We start from the raw sequence: 22,219 nt of genomic DNA, 5'->3' as shown, positions 1-22,219 counted from the left end.
CCAAAGGTTTCCGCAAGTTATAGAACCGCCCGCCGGGTACGTCCCGCCAATGAGCGACCGAAATATCCGCCTCGAATCCGCCGACAAGCGCGCGGTCGAGGACCAGGAGGTCGAAATCGTCGAGCGGAAGGGTATCGGGCACCCCGACTCCATCTCCGACGGCATCGCCGAGAGCGTCTCCCGCGCGCTCTCGAACCTCTATCTCGACCGCGTCGGCAAGGTGCTTCACTACAACACCGACGAGACACAGCTCGTCGCCGGCACGGCCGCGCCCGCCTTCGGCGGCGGCGAGGTCATCGAACCCATCTATCTCCTCATCGTCGGCCGCGCGACCAAGGAGTACGACGGCGAGAAGATTCCCGTCGACTCGACGGCGCTCCGGGCCGCCCGGGAGTACCTCAACGAGAACATCCCCGGACTCGACGTGGGCACGGACATCATCGTCGACGTGAAGCTCGGCGAGGGCTCCGGCGACCTCCAGGACGTGTTCGGCGAGGAGACCCAGCAGGTCCCGATGGCCAACGACACGAGCTTCGGCGTCGGCCACGCCCCCCTGACCGAGACGGAGCGCATCGTCCTCGAAGCCGAGCGCGCTCTCAACGGCGCGGCCTACGGCGACGACCACCCCGAACTCGGACAGGACATCAAGCTCATGGGCAAGCGCGAGGGCGACGTCATCGACGTGACCGTCGCCGCCGCGATGGTCGACAAGCACCTCGACGACATCGACGACTACGTCGCCGCCGTCGACGACGTGCGCGAGTTCGTCACCGACCTCGCCACCGACTACACCGACCGCGAGGTCAACGTCGAGGTCAACACCGCCGACGACTACGAGGAGGGCTCCATCTACCTCACGACGACCGGCACGTCCGCCGAGCAGGGCGACGACGGCTCCGTCGGCCGCGGCAACCGCGCTAACGGCCTCATCACGCCCAACCGCCCGATGAGCATGGAAGCAACCTCCGGCAAGAACCCCGTCAACCACATCGGGAAGATTTACAACCTGCTTTCGACCCACATCGCCGAGACGGTCGTCGCCGAGGTCGACGGCATCCGCGACCTGCAGGTCCGCCTGCTCTCGCAAATCGGCCGCCCCATCGACGAACCGCACGTCGCGGACGCGAAGGTCATCACGGACGACGGCGTCACCGTCGCCGACATCGAAGACGAGGTTACCGCCATCATCGACCGCGAACTCGCGAACGTGACCGACATCACCCGCCGGACCATCGAAGGCGAACTCAGCACGTTCTGAGGCGTCGCCTCGCGGGGTCTCGAAAACAGAGACAGAACACCGACCGCCGCGTCGCCCGCGCGGGCGACGACGCTACTCCTCGCCGTAGTACTTCTCGACCAGCCGCGCGGCCGCCTCGGCCGTCTTCCGGTAGTCGCGGTCGCCGTCGGGCGTCCGAACCGCGAACTCGTAGTGCCGACTGCTCGGCACGTACCACTTCTCGGGATAGCTGTCGAGGACGTACTGCGGGTCGCCGTTCGTCGGCGCGCCCGCGTCAGCCTCGACGACGGGTTCGGCGCTCTCGTCCTCGTCACCGTCCTGCGACTCTGCCCCGTCTCGCGGGGCCATCACGGACGGGTCGGACTCCACGAGGAGCGTCTCGGGCACGTCCGGGTGCGACGCCGAGATACCGCGGTGGACGCCGGGCGTGTTCGACGCCGCGAGCGTCTGGTCCATCAGAATCTTCTGCATGCTAATCTCGTGGTCGTCGCCGGGGGCGCGCTGGTCGTAGGTGCCGTCGGCGTGCATCTCCCACGCCTTCCGGTTGTCGGCGAAGCCGAGTTCGAGGACGAACCGCAACTGCTCGCGGATGTCGGGGTCCTCGACGGGCGCGATGGCCTCCACGCGCTTGTCGAGGTTGCGGGTCATCCAGTCGGCGGAGCCGATGTAGTAGTCCGGGTCGCCCGCGTTCTCGAAGTAGAAGATGCGGGAGTGTTCGAGGAAGCGGTCCACGACGCTCCGGACCGTGACGGTCTCCGAGACGCCCTCCAGACCGGGGCGGAGCCGACAGATGTCGCGGACGAGCAGGTCGATGTCGACGCCGGCCATCGACGCCTCGTACAGCTCCTCGACGATGCCGGGGTCTTCGAGCGCGTTCATCTTGGCGACGATGCGGGCGTCGCGGCCGGCACGGGCGTGTTCGGCCTCCCGGCGGATGCACTTCGTGAACTCGTTTCGCATCGTCACGGGCGCGATGAGGAGCTTCCTGAACTCCTCGTCCAGCGAGGGGCCGGTGAAGAAGTTGAACACCTTCACGAGGTCCTGTCCGATGTCGCGGTCGGCGGTGAGGACGCCGAGGTCGACGTAGCCCTTCGCGGTCCCGGAGTGGTAGTTGCCGGTGGCGACGTGGGAGTACAGCCGGACGCCGTCTTCCTCCTCGCGGACGACGAGCGCGGTCTTCGTGTGCGTCTTCAGGCCGATGGTGCCGTAGGCGACGTGGATGCCCTCCTCTTCGAGGCGACGGACCCATTCGAGGTTGTTCTGCTCGTCGAACCGCGCTTTGAGTTCGACCATCGCCGCGACCTGCTTGCCGTTGTCGGCCGCGTCGATGAGCGCCTCGATGACCTTCGAGTCCGAGGCCGTCCGGTAGATCGCGGCCTTGATGGCCAGCACGTCGGGGTCGTTTGCGGCCGCGTCGAGGAACTGCTGGACGGTGTCGCCGAAGGAGTGGTACGGGTGGTGCAACAGCACGTCCTTGCGGCGAATCTCGTCGAAGATGGTGTCGCCGTCCTCGCCGGCCGCCTCGGGGGACGACGCGCCCGAGCCGATTCCCGCGTCGGCCGCGCCGAGGTCCGAAAACCGCGGGTGCGGCTGGGGCGTCCACGACGCCAGCGAGAGGTCCGGGCGGTCGAGGTCCGTGAGGTCCATCAGTTCGCGGTAGTCGAGCGGCCCGCGGAGTTCGAACACCTCGCGGTCGTCGAGGCCCAACTGCTCGACGAGGAGGTCCCGCGCGGCCTCGGGCGCGTCGGCCTCGATTTCGAGGCGGACCACGGTCGCGAAGCGGCGCTGTTCGAGCACCTCCTCAATCATGTCGATGAGGTCCTCCGCGACCTCCTCGTTCCGGCTGACCTCGGCGTTCCGCGTCAGCTTGAACACCGCGGTGTCGACGACCTCGACGTTCGGGAACAGCAGGTCGAGGTTGGCGCGGATGACCTCCTCCAAGAGGACGTACCGAACCTCGTCGCCGTCGGTGTCGACCTCGACGAGCCGCGGGCGGTTCTGCGGAATCTTCACCCGCGTGAACGTCTGGTCGCCGTCGTCGTCGTGGGTGACGACCGCGAGCGACAGCGAGAGGTTCGAGATGAACGGGAACGGGTGCGCCGGGTCGAACGACAGCGGGGTGAGCGTCGGCAACACCGAGAGTTCGAAGTAGTCGCGCATCTCCGCCCGCTGGTCTGGCGTCAGCTCGTCGTAGTCGCAGATGCGGATGCCCTCCGCGGCGAGCGCCGGGCGAATCTCCTCGCGGTAGCACGCGGCCTGCCGCTCGAACATGGGCCGGGCCTTGTCGATGGCCTCCTCCCACTGCTCGCGGGGCGTCCGGCCGTCGGTCGTCCGCTCGGTCACGCCGGCGTCTATCTGCTGTTTCAGCCCGCCGACGCGCTTCATGAAGAACTCGTCTAAGTTCTTCGTGAAGATGGAGAGAAAGCGGACCCGTTCGAGAAGCGGGTTCCGGTCGTCGAGGGCTTCGTTGAGCACGCGAGACTGGAACTCCAGTTCGCTCAGCTCGCGGTTGAGGTAGTACTGCGGGTCGGCGAGGTCGATGTCGGCTGGCGACTCGTCGGTCATTGGCATCGAATGTGCGTCGGGGGGCGTCGGTGAGCGGGGCGTCGAGCGAGCGTCGGATGGGCTCGAATCGACGGCGGGTCGTTCGGCGGTCGTACGAGACAGAGACGGGGTGAAATCTATTAAGCGGTTTATATTGTTTCGCCGTCTGTCTACAGTTCAGTAAATTGTACTATTTACAGATATATAACACTAATAGCGGCCGAGGGAGCCCTGTCGCGCCGGGCGCGAGCGCCCCGTGAAACGAGACGCTGAAGGGTGCCGGCGGAGAACGTCGACCGTGAATCAGACGGCGCACGTCGTCCTCGTCGGCTACGGCGAGGTGGGCACGAAGAGTTCGAGCGTCCGGGCGAAGATGGAGGCCAGACTGCGGACGAACCTCCAGGCGGTCCTCGACGACCGCTCGCTCTCGGGCCGCGTCGAGCGGGAGTGGTCCCGCCTGCTCGTCCGCGACGTGGCCGACGCCGACGCCGTCGCGGCCGCCTGCGCCGAGGTGCCGGGCGTCGTCTGGGCGCGCCCCTGCGTCGCCTGCGACCCCGTTCTCGACGACATCGTCGCGGTCTGCCGCGGCCTCGCGTCCGACCACCCCGACGGGGCGGCGTTCGCCGTCGACGCCGACCGCGTCGGCGACGCCGACCGACACGCGTTCACGAGTTCCGACCTCGAACGCGAGGCCGGGAGCGCCGTCGTCGAGGCGACCGGCGCACCCGTGAACCTCGACGACCCCGACCGGACCTACCGAATCGAGTGCCGCGAGGAGACCGCGTATCTCTCCGTCCGGCGGTTCGACGGCCCCGGCGGACTCCCGCTCGGGACGCAGGGGCGGGCCGTCTCGCTCGTCTCCGGCGGCATCGACTCGCCGGTGGCGACGTGGGAGCTGATGCGCCGCGGCTGTGAAATCGTCCCCGTCTACGTCGATTTGGGCGACTACGGCGGCGCGGACCACCGCGCGCGGGCCATCGAGACGGTGCGGACCATCGCCCGCCGCGCCCCGAACGCGGACATGCGAGTGCACGTCGTCCCCGCCGGCGACGTGGTCGAGCGACTGATGGAGGCCGTCGACGACACCCGGATGCTCTCGCTTCGGCGCGCCATGCTCGCCATCGCCGCCGAGGTCGCCACCGACGAGCACGCCCACTCGCTCGTGACCGGCGAATCGCTCGGCCAGAAGTCGAGCCAGACCGGCGAGAACCTCGCCGTCACCGAGGCCGCGGTCGACTACCCCGTCCACCGCCCGCTTTTGACCCGCGACAAGACCGACATCGTCGCGGCCGCCCGCGACCTCGGCACCTACGACGACTCGACGCTCCCCGTCGGGTGCGAGCGCGTCGCGCCGAGTTTCCCCGAGACGAACGCCTCGCTGTCGGCCGTCGAGGCCGCGGAACCCGACGACCTGTTCGACCTCGCGGTGGAGGCCGCCCGGGAGCGGGTGGTCGTCTCGCCGGACGGCGAGTGAGCGTGGAAGCGCGAGGTGGGGGTCGCCGACGAGGGACCCGAGGACGGTCGCCGCCCGACCCATCGGGGTGCGATACCGGAGCACACACGAACCGTGCAAACGACAACCATAGTCACGAATAGGCGACTGTTTAGGACCGTTTCGAATGAACAATCGCACAAAAATGGCTTTATTTACCGTGAGCGCTAGGGTTCTCCCATGTCGAAAACATCGCGTCCCGGTCGCGGACACTCCGGCCCCGAGTGGCGCGTCAGCCACCGGGCGTCGCGGACCGACTGGAGCGACACCGTCGAGCGCTGCGCGGCGTGTCACGCCCGCGTCGACCTGAGCGAACCCCACTATCAGGTCCTCCTCGAACGGGACATCGACAAGCCCGGGAAGATAACCCTCGAACGCGAGCGCCTCGTCTTCTGCGACGAGTCCTGCGCCGCCGAGTGGGAATCGACCGCCTGAGTACCGGAACCGCTTTACCGAGTCCGGTCCCTCCCTCTCGACGTGACGCAGGTCTGTATCGTCGGCGCGGAGGACGTCCACCTCCAGTACGAACTGCTGTCGCGCGACACCGCGCGCGCGGCGCTCTCGACCTACGACATCTCCGAACCGTTCGACAACTCGCTTTCGGTCGACACGGTGAGCCTCGGCGCGGCCGTCTCGCTTCTCAACGACCTCAACTGGTATCTCGTCCGGTTCGCCGACTTCTCTCTGGTCCGCGAGCCCTCCGTCTCGGCCGACGAGTGGCTCTCCCGCGACCTCGCCCGACAGATTCGAGACGGGAAGGTCCAGCCCGAAGACACCGGAGACCACCTCGCCATCTACGGCGTCGAAGAGGGCCGCCTCGTCGAGCCGATGTACGTGACGCGCGTCGACGGCTCGGTGCCCGACTACGACCTCAGAGACGTCGAGCGAACGCTCGTCGTCAGAGTCGCGGAAGACGAGTTCGGTCGGTAAGCGAGGCGACCGGCGAAAAGCCGCTCTGGACCGCTATTCCTCGGCGTCGAACATCCCGGTCGACATGTAGCGCTCGCCGGAGTCCCAGAAGACGGTCACGACGAGCGGTTGGTCTTCCTCGTCGGCCTCGGGGTCGGCGAGTCGCTCTGCGACGCGCTTGGCCGCGAGGAGCGACGCGCCGGACGACTGGCCGGCGAGGATGCCCTCCTCGCGGGCGAGGCGGCGACACTCGGCCTCGGCGTCGGCGAGTTCGACGATTTCCACGTCGTCGAGGAGGTCGGTGTCGAGGTTGGGGCTGACGAAGCCCGGCCCCATCCCCTGGAAGTCGTTGTTTCCGACCTCGTGACCCGAGAGGACGGCGCTCTCGGCGGGTTCGACCCCGACGACGCGCATCGAGGGGAACTCCTCGACGAGGCGGCGGCCGTTGCCCGAAATCGTGCCGCCAGTGCCGATGCCGGCGACGAAGGCGTCGATGCGGCGGTCGCCCACCTGTTCGAGAATCTCCTCGGCGGTCGTCCGGTAGTGCGCCTCGGGATTCGCGGGGTTCTCGAACTGCCGGAGTTGGTACATGCCCTCGGCTTCGAGTTCGTCGGCGCGGTCCTTCGCGGCGGAGATGTCGCCGTCGACGAGTTCGATGGTCGCCCCGTAGGCGCGCATGATTTCGCGGCGCTCGGGGGACATCGAGTCCGGCATGACGATTGTGAGGTCGTAGCCCTTCGCCGCCGCGACGACGGCGAGTCCGATACCGGTGTTCCCGGACGTGGGTTCGACGAGGTGGTCGCCCGGCGAGATGTCGCCCGCCTCCTCGGCCGCCTCGACCATCGCCAGCGCGGGGCGGTCCTTCGCCGACCCGCCCGGGTTCTTCGACTCTATCTTCGCCGCGACCGTCGACCCCTCGGGGGAGTCGACGCGGACCAGCGGCGACCCGATAGCGTCGAGGATACTGTCGTCCATCGACCCTCCGTTGACGGTGCGACACTAAACGACTGGCGGAGGCGGACGATACGGCCACCGTCTCAGGGAGCGACACCGCCGAGCGCGGGCGGCGAGCCCCGCCGCGAGCGCACCCGTTAAATCCGCGCGGCCGGTACGCCCTGTCATGGCTGAAGCCGAGACGCTCGAAACGATGCAACCGAACCCCGCGTGGGACGCGGCCTCGTACCCCGACGTGGTCGACGCCCTCGCGGCCGAGGAGTACACGTTCAAGGTCTGGGGCGGCGACTGGTGCGGCGACTGCCGCGGACAGCTCCCCGACTTCGCGGCGGCGCTCGACGCCGCCGGCGTCCCCGCCGAGCGAATCGACCACTACCCCGTCGAGAAGGCCGACGACGGCTCGAAGGTCGGCCCGCTCGTCGAGGCGTACGACATCGAACTCATCCCGACGGTCGTCGTCGAACGCGACGGCGAGGAGGTCGCCCGCTTCGTGGAGGAAGAAGACGTTCCGATTGCGGCCTACCTCGCAGAGCGGCTCTCGAACTGAGCGTCTGTTCCGGTTTTCTCGCAGTAGCTCCCGCCGTTAGGCACCTTCGCCCGCCGTGAACCACGCCAGCGCCTCGTCGAGGTCGCGGGTCGGCGCGGAGCAGGTGAAGTTCTCGCAGGCGTAGACGGTGGGTTCGCCGTCGGCCGCCTCGCGGCCGGCCCAGATTGGCGGGGCCTCGTCGAGTCCGAGTTCGTCCAGCCACGCGTCGAGTTCCTCGTCGGTGCCGGGGCGACGGGAGACGACGAGGCCGGGGAGGTATCGCGAGGCGAGCGTCTCGCGCCACTCGTCGGGCACCTCGTCGGCGGCGATGGTGAGTTCGGGGACGCCGCTTGCGGCCTTCTCGGCGGCGAGCGCGAGCGAGACGTGTTCGAGCGGACTGCCGCGGACGCGGTTGGCGAACGACCCGAGGACCGCGTCGGCGACCTCGCCGAAGCCGTCTTCGGGCGCGAACTGTTCGAGGTCCAAGAACAGCGACGTGGCGACGCCGAGGCTCGACGGCGTGGACTGGTCGGTCGGCTCCTGCGGGCGGGTGACGAGCGACTCGCCGCTCTCGGGGGTGAAGTAGAGCGTCCCCGCGTCGGCGTCGTAGAACTCCCGGCGGGTCGCCCGCGCGAGGTCGAGCGCGAACGAGAGCGGCGCGAGATCGCCGGTCGCCTGATAGAGGTCGAACGCGCCGCGCGCGAGGAAGGCGTAGTCTTCGAGGTAGCCGTCGCCTTTCACCTCGCCGTTCATCACGCGCCGCGAGAGCGTCGCGGTCTCGTCGTCCCAGAGGCGCTCGCGCACGAAGTCGAGGGCGCGGCGGGCGTCGTCAGCGAGCGAGTCGTCTTCGAGGACGACCGCCCCCTGCGCGAACGCCGAAATCATCAGGCCGTTCCAGCCGGCGAGCACCTTCTCGTCGCGGGCGGGGCGCTCGCGGCCCTCGCGGGCGGCGAACAGCGCCTTCCGGGCCTTTTCGAGCCGGTCTTCGACCTCGGACTCGTCGAGGTCGTACTCGTCGGCGAGGTCGGCGGTCGTCGCCGAGACGTTCAGGACGGTCGTCTTGTTCTCGAAGTTGCCGCCGGGCGTGACGCCGTAGCGGTCGCAAAAGAGGTCGGCGTCGAGTTCGGGGAGGAGGTCGCGCACGTCGTCGGGCGTCCAGACGTAGAACGTGCCCTCCTCGCCGCCGGACTGGGCGTCGAGCGTGGCGAAGAGGCCGCCGTCGTCGTGGGAGAGTTCGCGGCGGACGAACTCGAACGTCTCGGCGGCGACGGTCGCGTAGGACTCGTTGCCGGTGAGTCGGGCGGCGTCGAGGTACCGGGCGGCGAGGCCGGCCTGGTCGTACAGCATCTTCTCGAAGTGCGGGACGGTCCACTCGCGGTCGACGCAGTAGCGGTGGAAGCCGCCGCCGAGGTGGTCGCGGAGACCGCCGTTGGCCATCGCGTCGAGGCTCTGTCGCGCCACGTCGAGCGCCTCGTGGCGGCCGGAGACGGCGTAGCCGCGGAGCAGGGCGTCGATGCGACCGGGTTGGGGGAACTTCGGTCCGTCGCCGCCGAAGCCGCCGTGGTCGCGGTCAGCGCCGCGGAGCGCGGCCTGCACGGTGGTGTCGAGTACCTCCGAGCCGGGGGCCTCGCCGGCCACGTCGGGCGTCTCCTCCAGTCGGTCGGTGATGGCGCTCGTCCACTGCTCGGCGCGGTTCTCTATCTCGTCGCGGTCGGTCCGCCACGACTCGGCGAAGCTCTCGACGAGGTCGCGGAAGCCGGGCGCGCCGCGGCGGGGTTCCGGCGGGAAGTACGTGCCGACGAAGAAGGGCTTGCCCTCGGGCGTGAGCCAGACGGAAAGCGGCCACCCGCCGCCGCCGGTGACGAGCTGGCAGATGGTCTGGTAGATGCGGTCGAGGTCGGGGCGCTCCTCGCGGTCGACTTTGACGGGGACGAACTGTTCGTTGAGCACCTCGGCGATGTCGGGGTCCGAGAAGCTCTCGTCGGCCATGACGTGACACCAGTGGCACGCCGAGTAGCCGACCGAGAGGAAGATGGGTTTGTCCGCCTCGCGGGCGGCGTCGAGCGCCGTCTCGTCCCACGGTTGCCAGTTGACCGGGTTGTCGGCGTGCTGGCGGAGGTACGGGCTCTGCTCCTCGTCGAGTCGGTTGCGTCCCACCGGGTCGGACATGCGTCGGAGTCGGCGCTCCGGCAACTAAAGCGGCGTGGAGACGGCCGTCGTGGCCGGCGCGGGGCGTGGGCCGGACAGCGAGTCACCCTCGGTGGCGACCGAACATAACCACAATCGTGCCTATTTCGTCGGCGATAAAGAGCAATCTTTACACTCCCGTGCGCAGGGTATGCGACTATGAGCGAGACCGTCCTTCTCGTCGGCGGCGGCGGCCGCGAGCACGCGATTGCCCGCGCGCTGGCCCCCGACTGCGACCTGTACGCCTGCGCCAGCAACCGAAACCCCGGCATCGCCGCCCTCGCCGAGGGCTTCGAGACGATTTCGGAGACCGACGCCGAGGACATCGTCGCCTACGCCGAGTCCGTCGACGCGACGCTCGCAATCGTCGGCCCCGAGTCCGGCCTCGCGGCGGGCGTCGCCGACGCCCTCGACGAGGCGGGTATCTACACCTTCGGCCCGCAGGCGGCCGAGGCGCGCATCGAGACGGACAAGGCGTTCCAGCGGCAGTTCATGCGCGACGAGGAGATTCCGGGCAACCCCGACTTCGCCACCTTCGACGACATGGAGGCCGCCTGCGACTACATCGACGACTACGACGGCGACCTCGCGGTCAAGCCCGCGGGTCTCACCGGCGGCAAGGGCGTGAAGGTCATCGGCGACCAGGTGACGCCCGAGGAGGCGAAGGCGTACCTCCGCGACTCCGACTACGAGCGGGTCGTCCTCGAAGAGCGCCTCGTCGGCGAGGAGTTCACGATTCAGGCGTTCGTCGCCGACGGCGAGTTCCGCGTCAGCCCCGCCGTACAGGACCACAAGCGAGCCTACGAGGGCGACGAGGGACCGAACACCGGCGGCATGGGCAGTTACACCGACGTGACGCCGTCCCTTCCGTTCATGGCCGACGGCGACTACGAGGCCGCCGTCGAGGTCATCGAGGCCGTCGTGGAGGCGCTCCCGGAGTACAAGGGCATCCTCTACGGCCAGTTCATGCTCACGACCGAGGGACCGAAGGTCATCGAGTTCAACGCCCGCTTCGGCGACCCCGAGGCGATGAACACGCTTCCGGTCCTCGAAACGCCCTTCATCGACGTGCTCACCGCCGCCCGCGAGGGCGAGTCGCTCCCCGAACTCGACTTCGCCGAGGCCGCGACGGTCTGTAAGTACGCCGTCCCCGAGGGCTACCCGACGGACCCCGAGGCCGGCGCGGAAATCACGGTCGAGGTGGACGAGGACGCCGACGCCCTGCTGTTCTACGCGAGCGTCGACGACCGCGAGGACGGCCTGTACACGACGACCTCGCGGTCGTTCGCCGTGGTCGGCGTCGCCGACAGCATCGCCGCGGCGGAGGAACTCGCGGAGGACGCGCTCGCCGACGCCGGCGAGGGCTTCCACATCCGCCACGACATCGGCACGGCGGCGCTCGTCCAGCGCCGCATCGACCACATGGCCGAACTCCGCGGCGAGTAAGCGAGACGCGGTTCCGCGGGACCGATTTTCCAGTTCGCTCGTTGCCCCCCGCCGAGGGCGCTTTTACCCCCGCGGCCCAATCGACTGACGTGACTGACGACGATGCCGCACCGGCGGACGCAGAGGGCCGCCGACACGACCGAATCCAGCACCACCCGACGCCCGGCCCGCGGAACTCGCTCCAGTACTGGACCGACGCCAAACCCGTCTGGCGCGTGATGCTCAACTACGTGTTCGTCCTCGTCGCGCGCATCGCGCCGTCGCTCAAGCTTCGAAACTGGGCGCTCCGACGCATCGGTGTCACCGTCGGGACGGGCGTCTCGTGGGGGCTCGAAGCGACACCCGACGTGTTCTGGCCGGAGCTTATCACCATCGAAGACGACGCCATCATCGGCTACGACTCAGTCATCCTCTGTCACGAGTTCCTGCAGGACGAGTACCGGACCGGCGAGGTCGTCGTCGGCGAGCGCGCCATGATCGGCGCGAAGGCGACCATTCTCCCGGGCGTTCGCATCGGCACGGGCGCGCAGGTCGCGGCGAACTCCCTCGTCACGCGCGACGTGCCCGCCGGCGAGACGGTCGCCGGCGTGCCCGCGAGACCGATGTCCGGCGGCGAGGCAGACGGGGAGTGACCGACTCACCGTCGCCCGTCAGGTCGTCGTTAGGTCGCCGTCAGGCCGAACGAGCGACTTCTCGCGGGGTGGTGGGCGTTCGGGTTCGGGTTCGGGTTACCTGCGGACGCGCCCAACGCCCTTGTTGAGGACGCGCGCGTTCGGCACGACGAACTCCGTCTCCTCGGCTTCGACGTGGGTGACGAACATGTCGAACTCCTGTACCACGCCGCGGACGTCGCCGACGACGATTTCGTCGCCGATGCTGTACGGTTGGGTGAAAAGGAGGTACGTCCCCGCCGCGCCCGAGCGAAGCAGGTCGCGGAACGCCACGGCGCTGAACACGATGAGGCCGAGCAGGTACGCTCCGAGGAGGACGATGAGCGCGAGCGTGGCGACGCCGACCTGCGAGAGCGCGACAAGCGTGGCGAGAAAGAAGACGGTGTACTTGGCGAGCGCGGGGAGGAGGTTCACCTGCGGGAGTTTGACCGCGCGGAACCGCTCGGCGACGAGGAGTTCGACCTTGTCGCCGACGACGACGCCGATGATGAGAACGAGGATGGCGATGAACAGTTGCGGGAGGATGGCGATGACGAGGCCCCAGAACCGGTCGGCGTAGTTGACGCCGGCGAACGACAGCGCGGCGAAGAGGCTGATTCCGAGGACGAAATACCGCGTCAGCCACGACAGGATTTCGACGGTCGAGGTCTCGAAGTCGCGGGCGGTCCGCTCGAAGGCCGTGCCCTCGATAGCCTCCGGGACGCCGACGCTGACGAGGAGCCGGTGGACGAGCGTGCCCGTGACGTACGCGAGAAGTATCCCGAAAAGCAGGATGGCGAGCACGCCGAGAAACCGAACGCCGGCGATTCTGACGATGTCGTCGACGACGCCGCCGACCGTCTGGAGCGGGACGGCGGACGCGGCTGTGGATGCTGATACGGCTGTGGACGCGGGTGCGGCTGTGGACGCGGACGCGGAATCGACCGACGAGTGGATGAGGGACGCCGAAGCGAACCCCGACATCTCAGTACGCCTCCGGGTCGATTTCGAGAATCATCTTGCCGCCCTTGAACGCCCGAACGAGGCCGTCGGACTCCGAGAGGACGATGGCCGTGGCGTTGGTGTCGCGGGTGATGGCGCCGCCGGCCATGTGCCGCGCGCCCAGCCCTTTCGGGATGTCGACGCCCTCCGCCGAGGGTTCGAGGTAGCGGTACGCCGAGACGATTTTGCCCGAGTCGGAGATGACGAACGCGCCGTCGAGCCGCGAGAACTCCTTGAGCATCACGTTGACGATGGGGTCGCCGACGTAGACGTGGGACTTCTCGAAGGGGTTGTACGAAAGCGGCCGGGACTTGTTCATCACCTTGCCCGCGTCGCCGACGATGAACAGCGCGCCGACGGGTTCGCCCTTCTGGCCCTTCTTGCCCAGTTCGATGGCCACCTCGAACACGTCGCGGATGACGCCGGGGTCCGCCCGGGAGTTCGCAAAGAGGTCGTAGATGCCCGACCGCATGTTCTCCTCGACGCGGACGCGGACGAGCGTGTCGGGGTCGCCCCCGAAGACCCCGACGTTGCAGGCGATGGTGTCGCCCGCCTCGACGATGCTCTGTTCCATCGCGCCCTCGACGCCGAAGCGGATGCGGTCCTTGACGTTCTGGAACTGCAGGGGCAGTTCCACGAACGTCTCGGCTTCGACCGTGTTCTCCGGCGCGATGACCACCGTCGGAACGTCCGTCTCGGCGAACTGCTCGTAGTGGGAGTGACTCGGCGTGAACAGGAACAGCCCATCGACGTCCGCCACGAGGTCGCCCAATAATTCGGATAACGCCGCCATTGGTGGAGAGACACACCGGGTGAGAAAAAGGGTTGTGTCGCGTCTGACGCGTGGCGTGCGCGATTCGGCCGGTCGAAACCGGCGACTGATTCTCTCCGAAGGGGGCCGAACGGAGCTTACTGCCCCAGAATCGGGGCTCTGAGTGCGGCGACCTCGTCGAGAATCGCATCGGCGTCTTCCGGGGCGACGCCGTTCTCGTCGAGCGCCGCCGCGAGGTGTTCGGCGATGGCGTCGAAGTCCTCACCGGAGAGGTCGAGGTGGTCGTGGGCCGCCCGCATGTCGGCCCCGTCGTACTCGACGGGACCGCCGGCGACGGCGCTGATGAACTTGACCTGATGGGCGCGCTGTTCGACCATGTCGATGTCGTCGAAGTAGTGAGCGACCGAGTCGTCGGCGAGGACGCGGTCGTAGAAGTCCGAGACGACTGCTTCGACGGCCTCGCGGCCGCCGAGGCGAGCGTAGAGTGACTGCGCTGGCATTCGTCGGGGTGTTGGACGGCGCGACGGTAAGGCTTCCTCCGAACGTATTCGGGGTGTTTAAGCGTGGGTTGGGTGAGGACCACAGAAGTGAAGCTAGCTGTGTCAGCGGGCGTTCGTCCGTTACCGGGCCCACTTCTCTGTTCTCAGGAAGCATAGCGCTGGACTATGAGGTTACTCGACAGATAGTACCGCGAGATGGTCGTACCGAACCCACAACTGAGGACCGAAAAGAGAACCGCAGACACCTCCGGGCTCGTCGGACGTTGGTGGGTGTATCTCGCTGTCGCCGTGGGCGGGACCTGGGCCTTCTGGCTCCCGGCTATCGCGTTGGGGGTGCGGTTCGACAGCGCTGTCGGGCTTTCGTTGCTTCTCGTTGGGCTCGCTGTCCCCGGCGTGAGTGGCATCGCGTTCGTCTACCTCGTCTACGACGAGCGCGGGCGGAGCGACTTCTGGAACCGCGTGCGTAATCCGCGACGAATCGGACTCAGATGGTTCCTCGTTCTCCTCTCCGTCCCCCTCGGCGTCGGCGTTCTCGCCGGTACCCTCGACTTGCTACTCGGTGGGCCCGGGCCGACGTGGGGCGAAGCCGTCACGGAGTTCGGCGTGAACCCGCTGGCCGTGCTTCCCACGCTGTTCTTTGCGACCCTCCCCCCGATTCTCGAAGAGTTAGGGTGGCGGGGATACGCGCTCGACAGGCTCCAACTGAAGCGGTCGGCCGCGAGCGCGAGCCTGGTTCTGGGCGTCGTCTGGGCGCTCTGGCACCTCCCCCTGTTCTTCATCGAGGGCTCGTTCCAACACGACTCGGTCGGGGTCGCGACCACGGGGTTTTGGCTGTTCATGGCCGGCATCGTCGCGCTCTCGTTCACGTTCACGTGGGTTTACAACAACACGGAGCGGAGCATCCTCGGTATCATCGTCCTCCACGGCTGGGTGAACTTCACCGCCGAAGTCATCGTGGTGCCCGACCCCGCGTACTACGGCCTCTGGTTCGTGCTCGCCGGCGCAATCGTCGCAATCTGGGGCGCGAAAACCATGACTGCCGACGACGACGTTCCGCATCCACCACTCCCACTGACTCGATAGGCTGTGTTTTTTAGCTTCTGACAGTCCCCTTCGAGCCATCGCGGTTTCTCACCCGGAGGGACCAGCATCCGGAGACACAGGGGACGGGGTTCGAACGTATCTGCTCCCTCGGTCACTTCACCCGCTTAGTGCGCGGGACAGGGTTCGAACCGGACCGAGACTCGCGGTGCTCGTCTCGTAGGGTTCGAACTCTTCTGCCACGGTTTTCGTCCTCGCTCACGGCTTCGCTATTCGGGTCGCGTCGGATAGAAAAGGCGCGGGACAGGGTTCGAACCGCGGTCGCAACGCTCCGCGTTGCTCCCTGATTCGAACCCTTCGGCTTGCATACACGTCTCTCACGATGTTCGAGTCGGTATGCGCGGGACAGGGTTCGAACCGGGCCGAGACTCGCGGTGCTCGTCTCGTAGGGTTCGAACCTGTCTGCTCCCTCGCTCACTTCGTTCGCTCAGTGCGCGGGACAGGGTTCGAACCTGCGAAGGTCTACACCACAGCGTCCTAAGCGCTGCGCCTTTGGCCACTTGGCTACCCGCGCGCAATCGGGCGACGCTCGCCCTTCGACCGCACATTTCCCGCAACGATATATAAACGTCACGAGGGCTCGCCGCGGGGATTATGCTCCCGCGGCCGCAACGACGACCATGTACAGCGCCCGAGACCAGCGAGACAACCGGGAGTGGCTGGCCCGCATCGACGCCGCCGCCGACGGCCTCGAACTCGGTAGCGAGGCCCGCTCGTACGCCTCGGACATGTTTCTCACGCAGTTACCCGACGAGGAGCGCTCGAAGAAGGCCGTCGCCGCCGCCAGCCTCTACGCCGGCGCGCTCATCGCCGGCGAGGAGCGCTCGCAGACCGCCGTCGCCGAGTCGATGGACGTCTCGCGGCTCAGCATCCAACAGCGCTGGAAGGACCTCCTCCGGGAGGCCGGCTTTCGCCCCCCGAGTTGGTAGCGCTCACTCCGAGGCGTTCGACGGTGCCATCCGGCGAGTCAACAGCGCGTACGTCGCCGCGGTGGCGAGGACGCCGGCGACGACGCCGGCCGGGATACCGACGAAAAGCGAGAAGAAGACCCACCGAGCGGCCACCTCGGTGACGGCGATGCCGACGAGGACCGCGGCGACGACGCCGACGGCGAAGCTGGCGAAAAGGGGGTGTCGCATGGGCGACAGTACGACCGTGAGCGTGAAAACTATTCGTCGCTCGGCGGCGTCCGACCGCGGCCCTCGCGGTCGGGCGTGAGGTTGCCGTGGCGGTCTATCTCCCCGGAGACGATGCGCGTCGAGGAGATGCGCTTTCCGTCCTCGGCGGGGACGTGTTCGACGACCTCGATACGGAGGGGTTTGAGGCCCTTCTCCTCGCGGATCTCGTTGACGCGCTCGCCGCCGCCCCGCGTCTCGGGCGAGACGATGAGCACGTCGAATCCTTCTTCGGTCGCGATGCCGGTCGGTTTGTCGAGTTCGCGGATTTCGAACTCGCGGCCGTGTTCCTCGGCGAGCGGGCGGAGTTCGGCTTCGAGGTCCGCCTTGCGGTCGTCGAAGGGCCGGACGTAGCGGTCGACGTGTCGCGTCTTCGGCGCGAGTTCGTCGCTCGTGAGTCCGACCGTGACAGCACCCAATTCGAACGCCCGCTCGAACAGCGCGAGATGTCCATCGTGGACAGGGTCGAACGTCCCGCCCAACGCGACGTGCATACTCTCGGGGTGGGTACGGCGCGACTTAAGCGGGTCGGGTTAGCCTAACGGACCAACACCCGAGCCGAGCGGGGGCTACGAGTTCGCGCGAATCGCCGCAGAAGCCGGGTCGCCGGGCTACTCCTCGCGGACCGTAATCGTGACCGGTTCGGTCTCGTCGGTGCGGTCGGTGCCGAGGTGTCGGTCGAGGTTGAACACGGCGTTCAACTGCGCCTGCACCTGTCCGGAGACGCCCTTCACGAGGTCGCTGGGCGCGATGGCGACGTACTCGTAGGGGTTGTTGCCCGCGCCGGAACTCTTCCGCTTGCGGCGTTCGACCGTCTCGTCGTCGGCGAGTTCGGCCAGCGCCTCCCGAACCGTACTCGGGTAGAGGCCGGTCCCCTCGGCGACTTCCTCGCTCGTCGAGTGAGGGTGCTGTCGGAGGTGGACGTAGATTCGCGCGCGCGTCTCGGTGTCGAGAATCCACGCGAGCAGGTCCACCAACCCGTCGTCGAACTCGGAGACGGCGCAGTCGGCCGCGCCGCCCGAGTGGTCTTCGTCCGTCGACTCCGCGCTCCCCTCAGTGCTCTGGTCCGCAGACATTTGTGCTACGGCAAAGGTCAAAACAGGGGCGCTAAAAAATGTTTCCTGTCGCGCGTCGGCGTGCGACTCAGTCCAGCGTCAGGTGTTCGCACAGGGCGTCGAGCCCGGATTCCTCGTGAATCCGGCGCTGGACGGCGGTGCCGGATTCGGCGTCGAGAAGCGACCGGAGGCCGTCGACGCCGAGGCGGTCGGACTCGGTTTCGACGAACGAGTCGAGGCTCACGACGCCCTCGGAGTCGGGGGCGATGAAGTCGGTGTCCCGGCCGTAGCGGGTCGCGCGCCACTTGTTCTCGTCGAGGAGTTCCCGCCGGACCGACGTTCCCGACTCGCCCGATTCGTAGCGGTCGGCGAGGTCCAACACGAGCGCGTGGACGTACTCGACGAAGTCGGCGACGCGCTCGGGGTCGGTCTGGGCGTCGGGGGTGCGGATTTCGACCGTCCCGTGGCCGGTGTGGGGGCGCACGTCGTACCAGAGTTCCCCCCGGTCGTCTATCGAGCCGTACTCGACCATCCGGCGCTCGAAGCGCTGGAACTCCTCGAAGTCCTCGAAGGCGGTCGGCATGCCGGTGTTGGGGAGGTTCTCGAACACCTTGGCGCGGGCGGAGGCGAGGCCGGTGTCGAAGCCGTTCCAGAAGGGGGAGTTCGCGGAGAGCGCGAGTAGGGGAGAGAGATACCAGCGGAGTTCGTTGGCGACCCAAACGGCCTTGTCCGCGTCGTCGACGCCGACGTGGACGTGGAGGCCGGCGGTCGTGTTCCGGTGTTGCGGATACTGAATTCGGTCGAGTTGGGCCTGATACCGGGGTTTGGTCGCGTGGTCGAGTTCGCGCCACTTGGCGGCGGGGTGGAGCCCGGCCGCGGCGATGCGGTAGCCGTGGTCCGCGGCGTGGTCGACGAGCGCCTCGCGGACCGTCGAGACGGCCGCGCCGGCCTCGTCGGGGTCCTCGATGAGCGGCGTCTGCGTCTCGATAGTGAACTGGAACAGCTCGTGGTCGAGCCGTCCCGCGAGCGGTTCCGGAGGCTCCGGTCCGTAGACTAAGTCGTCGATACCCGAGGTGGGGCGGCCGTCGGCATCGACGATGTAGAATTCCTCTTCGACGCCGAGCGTCCCCATTCGGTCGAAGGCATCCGCCGACCCTAGTTCCATCGCAACGGCGTAAGTTGCGCCGAATTAAAAACACCGTGGGAGCCGGCGAACGCGTCGCACGACCGCCGCCGGTCGAATCCGACGACGTGACAGCGACCGAATGGTTCCGCGGACGCCCAACACCGGCGGCGGCCCGCGCGAATCGCGGTGCCAGCCGGCGGCGACGACCTACTTCGGCCGGGCGACGATACCGAGGTGGTCCGCGTGGAAGCGGTCGAGACGGGCGGTTTCGAGGAGTTCGTAGGCCGAGTCGAGTTCGGCGACCACGTCGTCGAACACGTCGTCCGGCTCGGCGGTCACGTCCTCGCTCCGCGCCTTGACGGCCATCAGGAGCCGCCCGTCGTCGGCGAGGAACTGTCGGTTGCGGGCGGCGACGGTCGCCTGCCCGCGGGTCGCCACGTCCATGACGAGGCAATCGATGCCGGCTTCGACGACGTGCGCGTAGGACTCGGGGTCGCGCGCGTCCTTCAAAAGCGGAAAGAGGTTGTCGCGGTCCTCGGCGACGCCGACGAGGTCGCGGACGGGCCGCGGCGCGAACTCCACGGCGTAGGTCGGCCCGGCGAAGTCGGCGACGTGCGAGACGGTCGTCCCCGAGGCGGCCCCGAGGTAGAGCACCGACTCGTCGCCGACGAGGCCGGTGTCCATGCCGAGTTCGAGCATCGCGCCGAGCTTCGAGCGCCCGGCGTCCCACGCGCGCCAGCCGTCGGCGTCGACGGGTTCGCCGTAGACCTGTGCGCCCCGCGTCGAGAGGCGCTCGCGGCCGCCGAACGTCCGGCGTTCGACGCCGTCGGGGAGGCCACTGTCGTCGCTCATTCGTCCGCCTCCTCGTCGGCGCGGGCGCGAATCGTCTCCATCCGGTCGGCGAGTTCGGCGTGCAGGTCCGGGCGGTAGTCGCCCGAGTAGTGGTCGACGCGGGCGGCGATAGCGAGCTTTCCGGCGAACGCGCGGGCGGCCGACCCGCGGTCTTCCGGACGCGTTCCGCGGACGTACTCGTGGGTGAAGATGACGCCGTGTTTGGGCGACGTGGCGCGGCCCTTCAGGTGCGCGAACAGGGCGTCTTCCGCCCCGAGCACTTGGACCGTACCGCTCGGTTTCTTGGCAAGGGGTTCGAGGCCGCCCGCCAGCGCGATGAGCCGCGCCGCGAGGACCGGCCCGGCCATCTCGGCGAGGTTCGGCGCGGCCGTGGGCGCGCGCTCCTCGATGAACGCCCGGAGGTCGTCGCGCTCGTCGAGCAGGTCCACCGCGCGGGTGGCGTAGGAGACGACGCGCTCTTCGGCGGCGGTCTTCGGGTCGCGGGCGGCGATGTCGCGGACGCCGTCGAGGCCGCGTGGAACCTCCTCGTAGAGCGTGCCGGCCCACTCGACGACCCGCTCGGCGAGTTCGTTCGCGGTCCGCTCGGCGTCGTCCATCGCCCGCACGGCGTGGGCGAGTTGCACGTCGTCGGCGCGCTCGCGCTCCGCGACGGCCTCGCTGGCGGCGGCGAGCGTCGCCGAGCGGAGTTTGGCGTAGTAGTCGGTCTCGTCGGCGGCGAACCCGGCGTCGACGGCCTCGGCCGGCCAGTCGGCGGGGGCGGGGGTGCGGCCCGTTCGGACTCGCGTCGCCCCGGTTTCGGGGTCGTCGGGGTCCGCGCCGGCGAACCATGCGTCTGTCATACTGGCGGATTGCGCCCCGTCCGGGTAAAAGGACACGGACCCGCGGGCGCGGGTCGCGGCCCCCGCGGCAATCCCGTGGTAAGTTTTAACACACCATATCTCGTACGAATGTTCGATGGAACGCGCTTCGTACGTCTGTCGTGAGTGTCAAACGACCGTGAGCGCCGCGTCGTACCGTTCGACCTGCCCCGAGTGCAGTGGCGAACTGCGGCCCACGTCGGTGACGAACCGCCGGCGCGTCGGAGATTGAGCGGCGCGCGCGGGTCGTCCGACCCGGACGCCATCCGCTCGCTCGCAGTCACGACCGACGACCTCGTGACCGCCCTCGAGGCGAACCGCCGGGGCGACGACCCAGTCGTCCTCCGCGTCACCCCGCCGTTCTACGGGCGGATGCGGGCGCGGGTTCACCGCACCGGCGGCGAGGCGTCGGACTACGCCGACCCCGAACCGATACACCTCGACCCGCGGGTCTTCGTCGCCGACGACGCCCCCGCGTATCCGGAGCCCGACGAGACTCGGCCGGACCCGTACGAGGTCGAGACCCACCACGAGCGCCACACCGAGGCGGTTCGAGCGTGGCGCTCGGCGGTCCGCGAGCACCTCCGCGACGCGGTCGCGCTCCCGACGGACGACGGTCCCCACGAGGTCGAGGTCAAGTACCTCGGCTGAGCGAACCACTTTTTCCCCGCGGGCCACACCGTAGCGACATGAGCACCGACGAGTACCGCCGCGGGACGGCGGTCGAGCGCGAGCGCCAGCGGAAACAGCGCCCGGCCCGCGGCCGCTACCGCGGGGTGCTACCGGTCATCTACGCCATCGGGTTCGTCATGTTCACCGCCGTCTCGCTGTACATCGGACCCGAACCGGCGTTCGCGGTCTACCTGGTCACGCACGTCTTCTACGCGGGGCTGATTCGCGCCGATATCAGGTCGCTCCGCGGGCAGGGCATCGACTGGGGCGCGTCGCGGCATCTCTGGTTCGGTGCGGCGTTCGCGCTCCCGTTCGTCGCGCCCGCTTACTACGTCTACAGCGGTCGCGTGATTCGCCGCGAGAACGAGTCGCGTGACCTCGACGACTGACGCGGAACCGACGAACCGCTCGGTTCGGGGCGCGCCGAGTCGGTCGCCGCGGCGGCCACCGAACTTATGCCCGGAGCGGGGAAATGGCGGGGCAATGAGTTCCAGACGCGTAGTCGCGGTGCTCGCGCTCGCCGCGCTCGTGCTCACCAGCGGCTGTATCGGCTTTCTGACGGGCGAGGAGACGCTGAGATTCGAGTCGGAGCCCGCCACGGCTGACGCGACGGTCGCCGCGAACGCCGGCTACGAGACCAACGGGACCGAGGCGTTCGCGGTGAACCGGACGCTCTCGTTCGGCGGACAGGAGCGCAAAATCGCCGCCAGCAACCACATTACGACGTACGAGAAGACGCTGGACCTCGGCTTCTTCGGCGAGGCCAGGCTCGGCTCGTTCAGCGTCATCTCGACGCCCGCGGTCGAGGTCGCCGGCCAGCCGCGGAACCCCATCGGCGACTACTCGAACGACGACCTCATCCGCCTCGTCGACAACCGGTATCAGGGCCTCAGCGACGTCCAGCAGGTCAGTTCGCGGAACGTCCAGATGCTCGGCCAGACGACCAACGTCACGAAGTACAGCGCCACCGCGCGGTTCGGCGGGCAGGAAGTCGACGTGTACGTCCACGTGACGAAGGTCCAGCACGACGAGGACTTCATCGTCGCAATCGGGCTGTACCCACAGCAACTCGACGGCGAGGAGGAGAACGTCCTCGAACTGATTCGGTCGGTCGAACACCCGTCCGAAGTGTAACTGTCGGGGGGTGGCTTTTTCTCGTCGC

The 22,219-nt window shown here is 68.2% G+C and carries 25 protein-coding genes and 1 tRNA gene; 13 read left to right on the top strand and 13 right to left on the bottom strand.

All coding sequences use genetic code 11. From position 1 onward, the window contains the following. Nucleotides 1–49 precede the first annotated feature (49 nt). Nucleotides 50–1,258: a methionine adenosyltransferase gene (locus IEV64_RS08745; protein WP_188423672.1), complete on the top strand. Its 1,209-nt coding sequence runs from the start codon at nt 50–52 to the stop codon at nt 1,256–1,258. Nucleotides 1,259–1,330: 72 nt separating this feature from the next. On the opposite strand, the gene ppk1 is transcribed toward IEV64_RS08745, so the two are convergent. Next, on the bottom strand, nt 1,331–3,802 hold the full coding sequence (ppk1, locus tag IEV64_RS08740) for a polyphosphate kinase 1 (protein WP_007274421.1): 2,472 nt from the start codon (nt 3,800–3,802) through the stop codon (nt 1,331–1,333). A gap of 277 nt (nt 3,803–4,079) precedes the next feature. Here ppk1 and thiI point away from each other — a divergent pair, with 277 nt between their 5' ends. The 3 genes from thiI (at nt 4,080) to IEV64_RS08725 (ending at nt 6,203) form a co-directional block, all read left to right on the top strand. Further along, nucleotides 4,080–5,255, top strand: a complete 1,176-nt coding sequence (gene thiI / locus IEV64_RS08735) for a tRNA uracil 4-sulfurtransferase ThiI (RefSeq protein ID WP_188423671.1) — start codon at nt 4,080–4,082, stop codon at nt 5,253–5,255. A gap of 198 nt (nt 5,256–5,453) precedes the next feature. Next, complete coding sequence (locus tag IEV64_RS08730) at nt 5,454–5,708, top strand: hypothetical protein (protein WP_089777688.1); 255 nt, start codon at nt 5,454–5,456, stop codon at nt 5,706–5,708. Between the two features lie 42 nt (nt 5,709–5,750). Next, nucleotides 5,751–6,203, top strand: a complete 453-nt coding sequence (locus tag IEV64_RS08725; protein WP_007274424.1) for a DUF5804 family protein — start codon at nt 5,751–5,753, stop codon at nt 6,201–6,203. Between the two features lie 33 nt (nt 6,204–6,236). Here IEV64_RS08725 and IEV64_RS08720 read toward each other — a convergent pair whose 3' ends face one another. Then, nucleotides 6,237–7,157 carry a PLP-dependent cysteine synthase family protein gene (locus tag IEV64_RS08720; protein WP_007274425.1) on the bottom strand — a complete coding sequence of 307 codons (921 nt, stop codon included), beginning with the start codon at nt 7,155–7,157 and terminating at the stop codon, nt 6,237–6,239. 145 nt (nt 7,158–7,302) lie between these two features. Here IEV64_RS08720 and IEV64_RS08715 point away from each other — a divergent pair, with 145 nt between their 5' ends. Further along, on the top strand, nt 7,303–7,683 hold the full coding sequence (locus IEV64_RS08715; protein WP_007274426.1) for a thioredoxin family protein: 381 nt from the start codon (nt 7,303–7,305) through the stop codon (nt 7,681–7,683). A gap of 36 nt (nt 7,684–7,719) precedes the next feature. On the opposite strand, the gene IEV64_RS08710 is transcribed toward IEV64_RS08715, so the two are convergent. Next, a complete protein-coding gene (locus IEV64_RS08710) occupies nt 7,720–9,831 on the bottom strand; it encodes a thioredoxin domain-containing protein (protein WP_188423670.1) in 2,112 nt (703 codons plus the stop codon). Nucleotides 9,832–10,008: 177 nt separating this feature from the next. On the opposite strand from IEV64_RS08710, the gene purD reads away from it, so the two are divergent. Together purD and IEV64_RS08700 are read left to right on the top strand one after the other, a co-directional pair. Then, entirely contained in the window at nt 10,009–11,295 is a 1,287-nt protein-coding gene (purD, locus tag IEV64_RS08705) for a phosphoribosylamine--glycine ligase (RefSeq protein ID WP_007274429.1), read from the top strand. An 89-nt stretch (nt 11,296–11,384) separates the two neighbouring features. Then, entirely contained in the window at nt 11,385–11,927 is a 543-nt protein-coding gene (locus IEV64_RS08700; protein WP_007274430.1) for an acyltransferase, read from the top strand. Nucleotides 11,928–12,023: 96 nt separating this feature from the next. Here the strand turns inward: IEV64_RS08700 and IEV64_RS08695 are convergent, their stop codons facing one another. From IEV64_RS08695 to IEV64_RS08685, 3 genes are all read right to left on the bottom strand, one after another. Beyond that, entirely contained in the window at nt 12,024–12,929 is a 906-nt protein-coding gene (locus IEV64_RS08695; RefSeq protein ID WP_188423669.1) for a mechanosensitive ion channel family protein, read from the bottom strand. Between the two features lies 1 nt (nt 12,930). After that, nucleotides 12,931–13,740, bottom strand: a complete 810-nt coding sequence (dacZ, locus tag IEV64_RS08690; RefSeq protein WP_007274432.1) for a diadenylate cyclase — start codon at nt 13,738–13,740, stop codon at nt 12,931–12,933. Nucleotides 13,741–13,856: 116 nt separating this feature from the next. Further along, nucleotides 13,857–14,219: a group I truncated hemoglobin gene (locus tag IEV64_RS08685; RefSeq protein ID WP_007274433.1), complete on the bottom strand. Its 363-nt coding sequence runs from the start codon at nt 14,217–14,219 to the stop codon at nt 13,857–13,859. A 393-nt stretch (nt 14,220–14,612) separates the two neighbouring features. On the opposite strand from IEV64_RS08685, the gene IEV64_RS08680 reads away from it, so the two are divergent. Further along, the gene (locus IEV64_RS08680; RefSeq protein ID WP_229722575.1) at nt 14,613–15,302 is read left to right on the top strand and encodes a CPBP family intramembrane glutamic endopeptidase; all 690 of its coding nucleotides are present in this window, start codon (nt 14,613–14,615) and stop codon (nt 15,300–15,302) included. A gap of 449 nt (nt 15,303–15,751) precedes the next feature. On the opposite strand, the gene IEV64_RS08675 is transcribed toward IEV64_RS08680, so the two are convergent. Next, nucleotides 15,752–15,834 (bottom strand) — tRNA-Leu (locus tag IEV64_RS08675). 106 nt (nt 15,835–15,940) lie between these two features. On the opposite strand from IEV64_RS08675, the gene IEV64_RS08670 reads away from it, so the two are divergent. Further along, nucleotides 15,941–16,249: a transcription initiation factor IIB family protein gene (locus IEV64_RS08670; RefSeq protein ID WP_004063163.1), complete on the top strand. Its 309-nt coding sequence runs from the start codon at nt 15,941–15,943 to the stop codon at nt 16,247–16,249. A 3-nt stretch (nt 16,250–16,252) separates the two neighbouring features. On the opposite strand, the gene IEV64_RS08665 is transcribed toward IEV64_RS08670, so the two are convergent. The 6 genes from IEV64_RS08665 to IEV64_RS08640 form a co-directional block, all read right to left on the bottom strand. After that, nucleotides 16,253–16,459, bottom strand: coding sequence for a DUF8147 domain-containing protein (locus IEV64_RS08665; RefSeq protein ID WP_007274435.1), 207 nt, complete (start codon nt 16,457–16,459; stop codon nt 16,253–16,255). A 29-nt stretch (nt 16,460–16,488) separates the two neighbouring features. Further along, nucleotides 16,489–16,989: a phosphopantetheine adenylyltransferase gene (locus tag IEV64_RS08660; protein WP_007274436.1), complete on the bottom strand. Its 501-nt coding sequence runs from the start codon at nt 16,987–16,989 to the stop codon at nt 16,489–16,491. A gap of 117 nt (nt 16,990–17,106) precedes the next feature. Beyond that, nucleotides 17,107–17,571 (bottom strand): winged helix-turn-helix domain-containing protein, encoded by a 465-nt coding sequence (locus tag IEV64_RS08655; RefSeq protein ID WP_004970585.1) that lies wholly within the window; start codon nt 17,569–17,571, stop codon nt 17,107–17,109. A 67-nt stretch (nt 17,572–17,638) separates the two neighbouring features. Further along, complete coding sequence (locus IEV64_RS08650; RefSeq protein WP_007274437.1) at nt 17,639–18,715, bottom strand: glutamate--cysteine ligase; 1,077 nt, start codon at nt 18,713–18,715, stop codon at nt 17,639–17,641. Between the two features lie 168 nt (nt 18,716–18,883). After that, on the bottom strand, nt 18,884–19,528 hold the full coding sequence (locus IEV64_RS08645) for a fibrillarin-like rRNA/tRNA 2'-O-methyltransferase (protein WP_188423667.1): 645 nt from the start codon (nt 19,526–19,528) through the stop codon (nt 18,884–18,886). After that, the gene (locus IEV64_RS08640; protein ID WP_188423666.1) at nt 19,525–20,367 is read right to left on the bottom strand and encodes an NOP5/NOP56 family protein; all 843 of its coding nucleotides are present in this window, start codon (nt 20,365–20,367) and stop codon (nt 19,525–19,527) included. The genes IEV64_RS08645 and IEV64_RS08640 overlap by 4 nt, the downstream gene beginning before the upstream one ends. Before the next feature lie 115 nt (nt 20,368–20,482). Here IEV64_RS08640 and IEV64_RS20110 point away from each other — a divergent pair, with 115 nt between their 5' ends. The 4 genes from IEV64_RS20110 (at nt 20,483) to IEV64_RS08620 (ending at nt 22,191) form a co-directional block, all read left to right on the top strand. Next, on the top strand, nt 20,483–20,617 hold the full coding sequence (locus IEV64_RS20110; protein WP_152420716.1) for a rubrerythrin-like domain-containing protein: 135 nt from the start codon (nt 20,483–20,485) through the stop codon (nt 20,615–20,617). Beyond that, nucleotides 20,614–21,036, top strand: coding sequence for a DUF8009 family protein (locus tag IEV64_RS08630; protein WP_007274440.1), 423 nt, complete (start codon nt 20,614–20,616; stop codon nt 21,034–21,036). Before IEV64_RS20110 ends, IEV64_RS08630 begins: the two co-directional genes overlap by 4 nt. Nucleotides 21,037–21,074: 38 nt before the next feature. Further along, nucleotides 21,075–21,446: a hypothetical protein gene (locus IEV64_RS08625; RefSeq protein WP_004970580.1), complete on the top strand. Its 372-nt coding sequence runs from the start codon at nt 21,075–21,077 to the stop codon at nt 21,444–21,446. Nucleotides 21,447–21,564: 118 nt separating this feature from the next. Beyond that, nucleotides 21,565–22,191, top strand: coding sequence for a DUF6517 family protein (locus IEV64_RS08620; protein ID WP_007274442.1), 627 nt, complete (start codon nt 21,565–21,567; stop codon nt 22,189–22,191). The last annotated feature ends 28 nt before the right edge of the window (nt 22,192–22,219 follow it).

This window comes from Haloferax sulfurifontis (genome assembly GCF_014635105.1).
Taxonomy (GTDB): Archaea; Halobacteriota; Halobacteria; order Halobacteriales; family Haloferacaceae; genus Haloferax; species Haloferax denitrificans.
This window is presented reverse-complemented; position numbering and strand designations above follow the sequence as displayed.

Coding starts and splice junctions, on each gene's coding strand:
- IEV64_RS08745 (WP_188423672.1), top strand. CDS start 50: ATGAGCGACCGAAATATCCGCCTCGAATCCGCCGACAAGCGCGCGGTC.
- ppk1 (WP_007274421.1), bottom strand. CDS start 3,802: ATGACCGACGAGTCGCCAGCCGACATCGACCTCGCCGACCCGCAGTAC.
- IEV64_RS08730 (WP_089777688.1), top strand. CDS start 5,454: ATGTCGAAAACATCGCGTCCCGGTCGCGGACACTCCGGCCCCGAGTGG.
- IEV64_RS08720 (WP_007274425.1), bottom strand. CDS start 7,157: ATGGACGACAGTATCCTCGACGCTATCGGGTCGCCGCTGGTCCGCGTC.
- IEV64_RS08715 (WP_007274426.1), top strand. CDS start 7,303: ATGGCTGAAGCCGAGACGCTCGAAACGATGCAACCGAACCCCGCGTGG.
- IEV64_RS08710 (WP_188423670.1), bottom strand. CDS start 9,831: ATGTCCGACCCGGTGGGACGCAACCGACTCGACGAGGAGCAGAGCCCG.
- purD (WP_007274429.1), top strand. CDS start 10,009: ATGAGCGAGACCGTCCTTCTCGTCGGCGGCGGCGGCCGCGAGCACGCG.
- IEV64_RS08695 (WP_188423669.1), bottom strand. CDS start 12,929: ATGTCGGGGTTCGCTTCGGCGTCCCTCATCCACTCGTCGGTCGATTCC.
- dacZ (WP_007274432.1), bottom strand. CDS start 13,740: ATGGCGGCGTTATCCGAATTATTGGGCGACCTCGTGGCGGACGTCGAT.
- IEV64_RS08685 (WP_007274433.1), bottom strand. CDS start 14,219: ATGCCAGCGCAGTCACTCTACGCTCGCCTCGGCGGCCGCGAGGCCGTC.
- IEV64_RS08670 (WP_004063163.1), top strand. CDS start 15,941: ATGTACAGCGCCCGAGACCAGCGAGACAACCGGGAGTGGCTGGCCCGC.
- IEV64_RS08665 (WP_007274435.1), bottom strand. CDS start 16,459: ATGCGACACCCCCTTTTCGCCAGCTTCGCCGTCGGCGTCGTCGCCGCG.
- IEV64_RS08660 (WP_007274436.1), bottom strand. CDS start 16,989: ATGCACGTCGCGTTGGGCGGGACGTTCGACCCTGTCCACGATGGACAT.
- IEV64_RS08655 (WP_004970585.1), bottom strand. CDS start 17,571: ATGTCTGCGGACCAGAGCACTGAGGGGAGCGCGGAGTCGACGGACGAA.
- IEV64_RS08650 (WP_007274437.1), bottom strand. CDS start 18,715: ATGGAACTAGGGTCGGCGGATGCCTTCGACCGAATGGGGACGCTCGGC.
- IEV64_RS08645 (WP_188423667.1), bottom strand. CDS start 19,528: ATGAGCGACGACAGTGGCCTCCCCGACGGCGTCGAACGCCGGACGTTC.
- IEV64_RS08640 (WP_188423666.1), bottom strand. CDS start 20,367: ATGACAGACGCATGGTTCGCCGGCGCGGACCCCGACGACCCCGAAACC.
- IEV64_RS20110 (WP_152420716.1), top strand. CDS start 20,483: ATGGAACGCGCTTCGTACGTCTGTCGTGAGTGTCAAACGACCGTGAGC.
- IEV64_RS08625 (WP_004970580.1), top strand. CDS start 21,075: ATGAGCACCGACGAGTACCGCCGCGGGACGGCGGTCGAGCGCGAGCGC.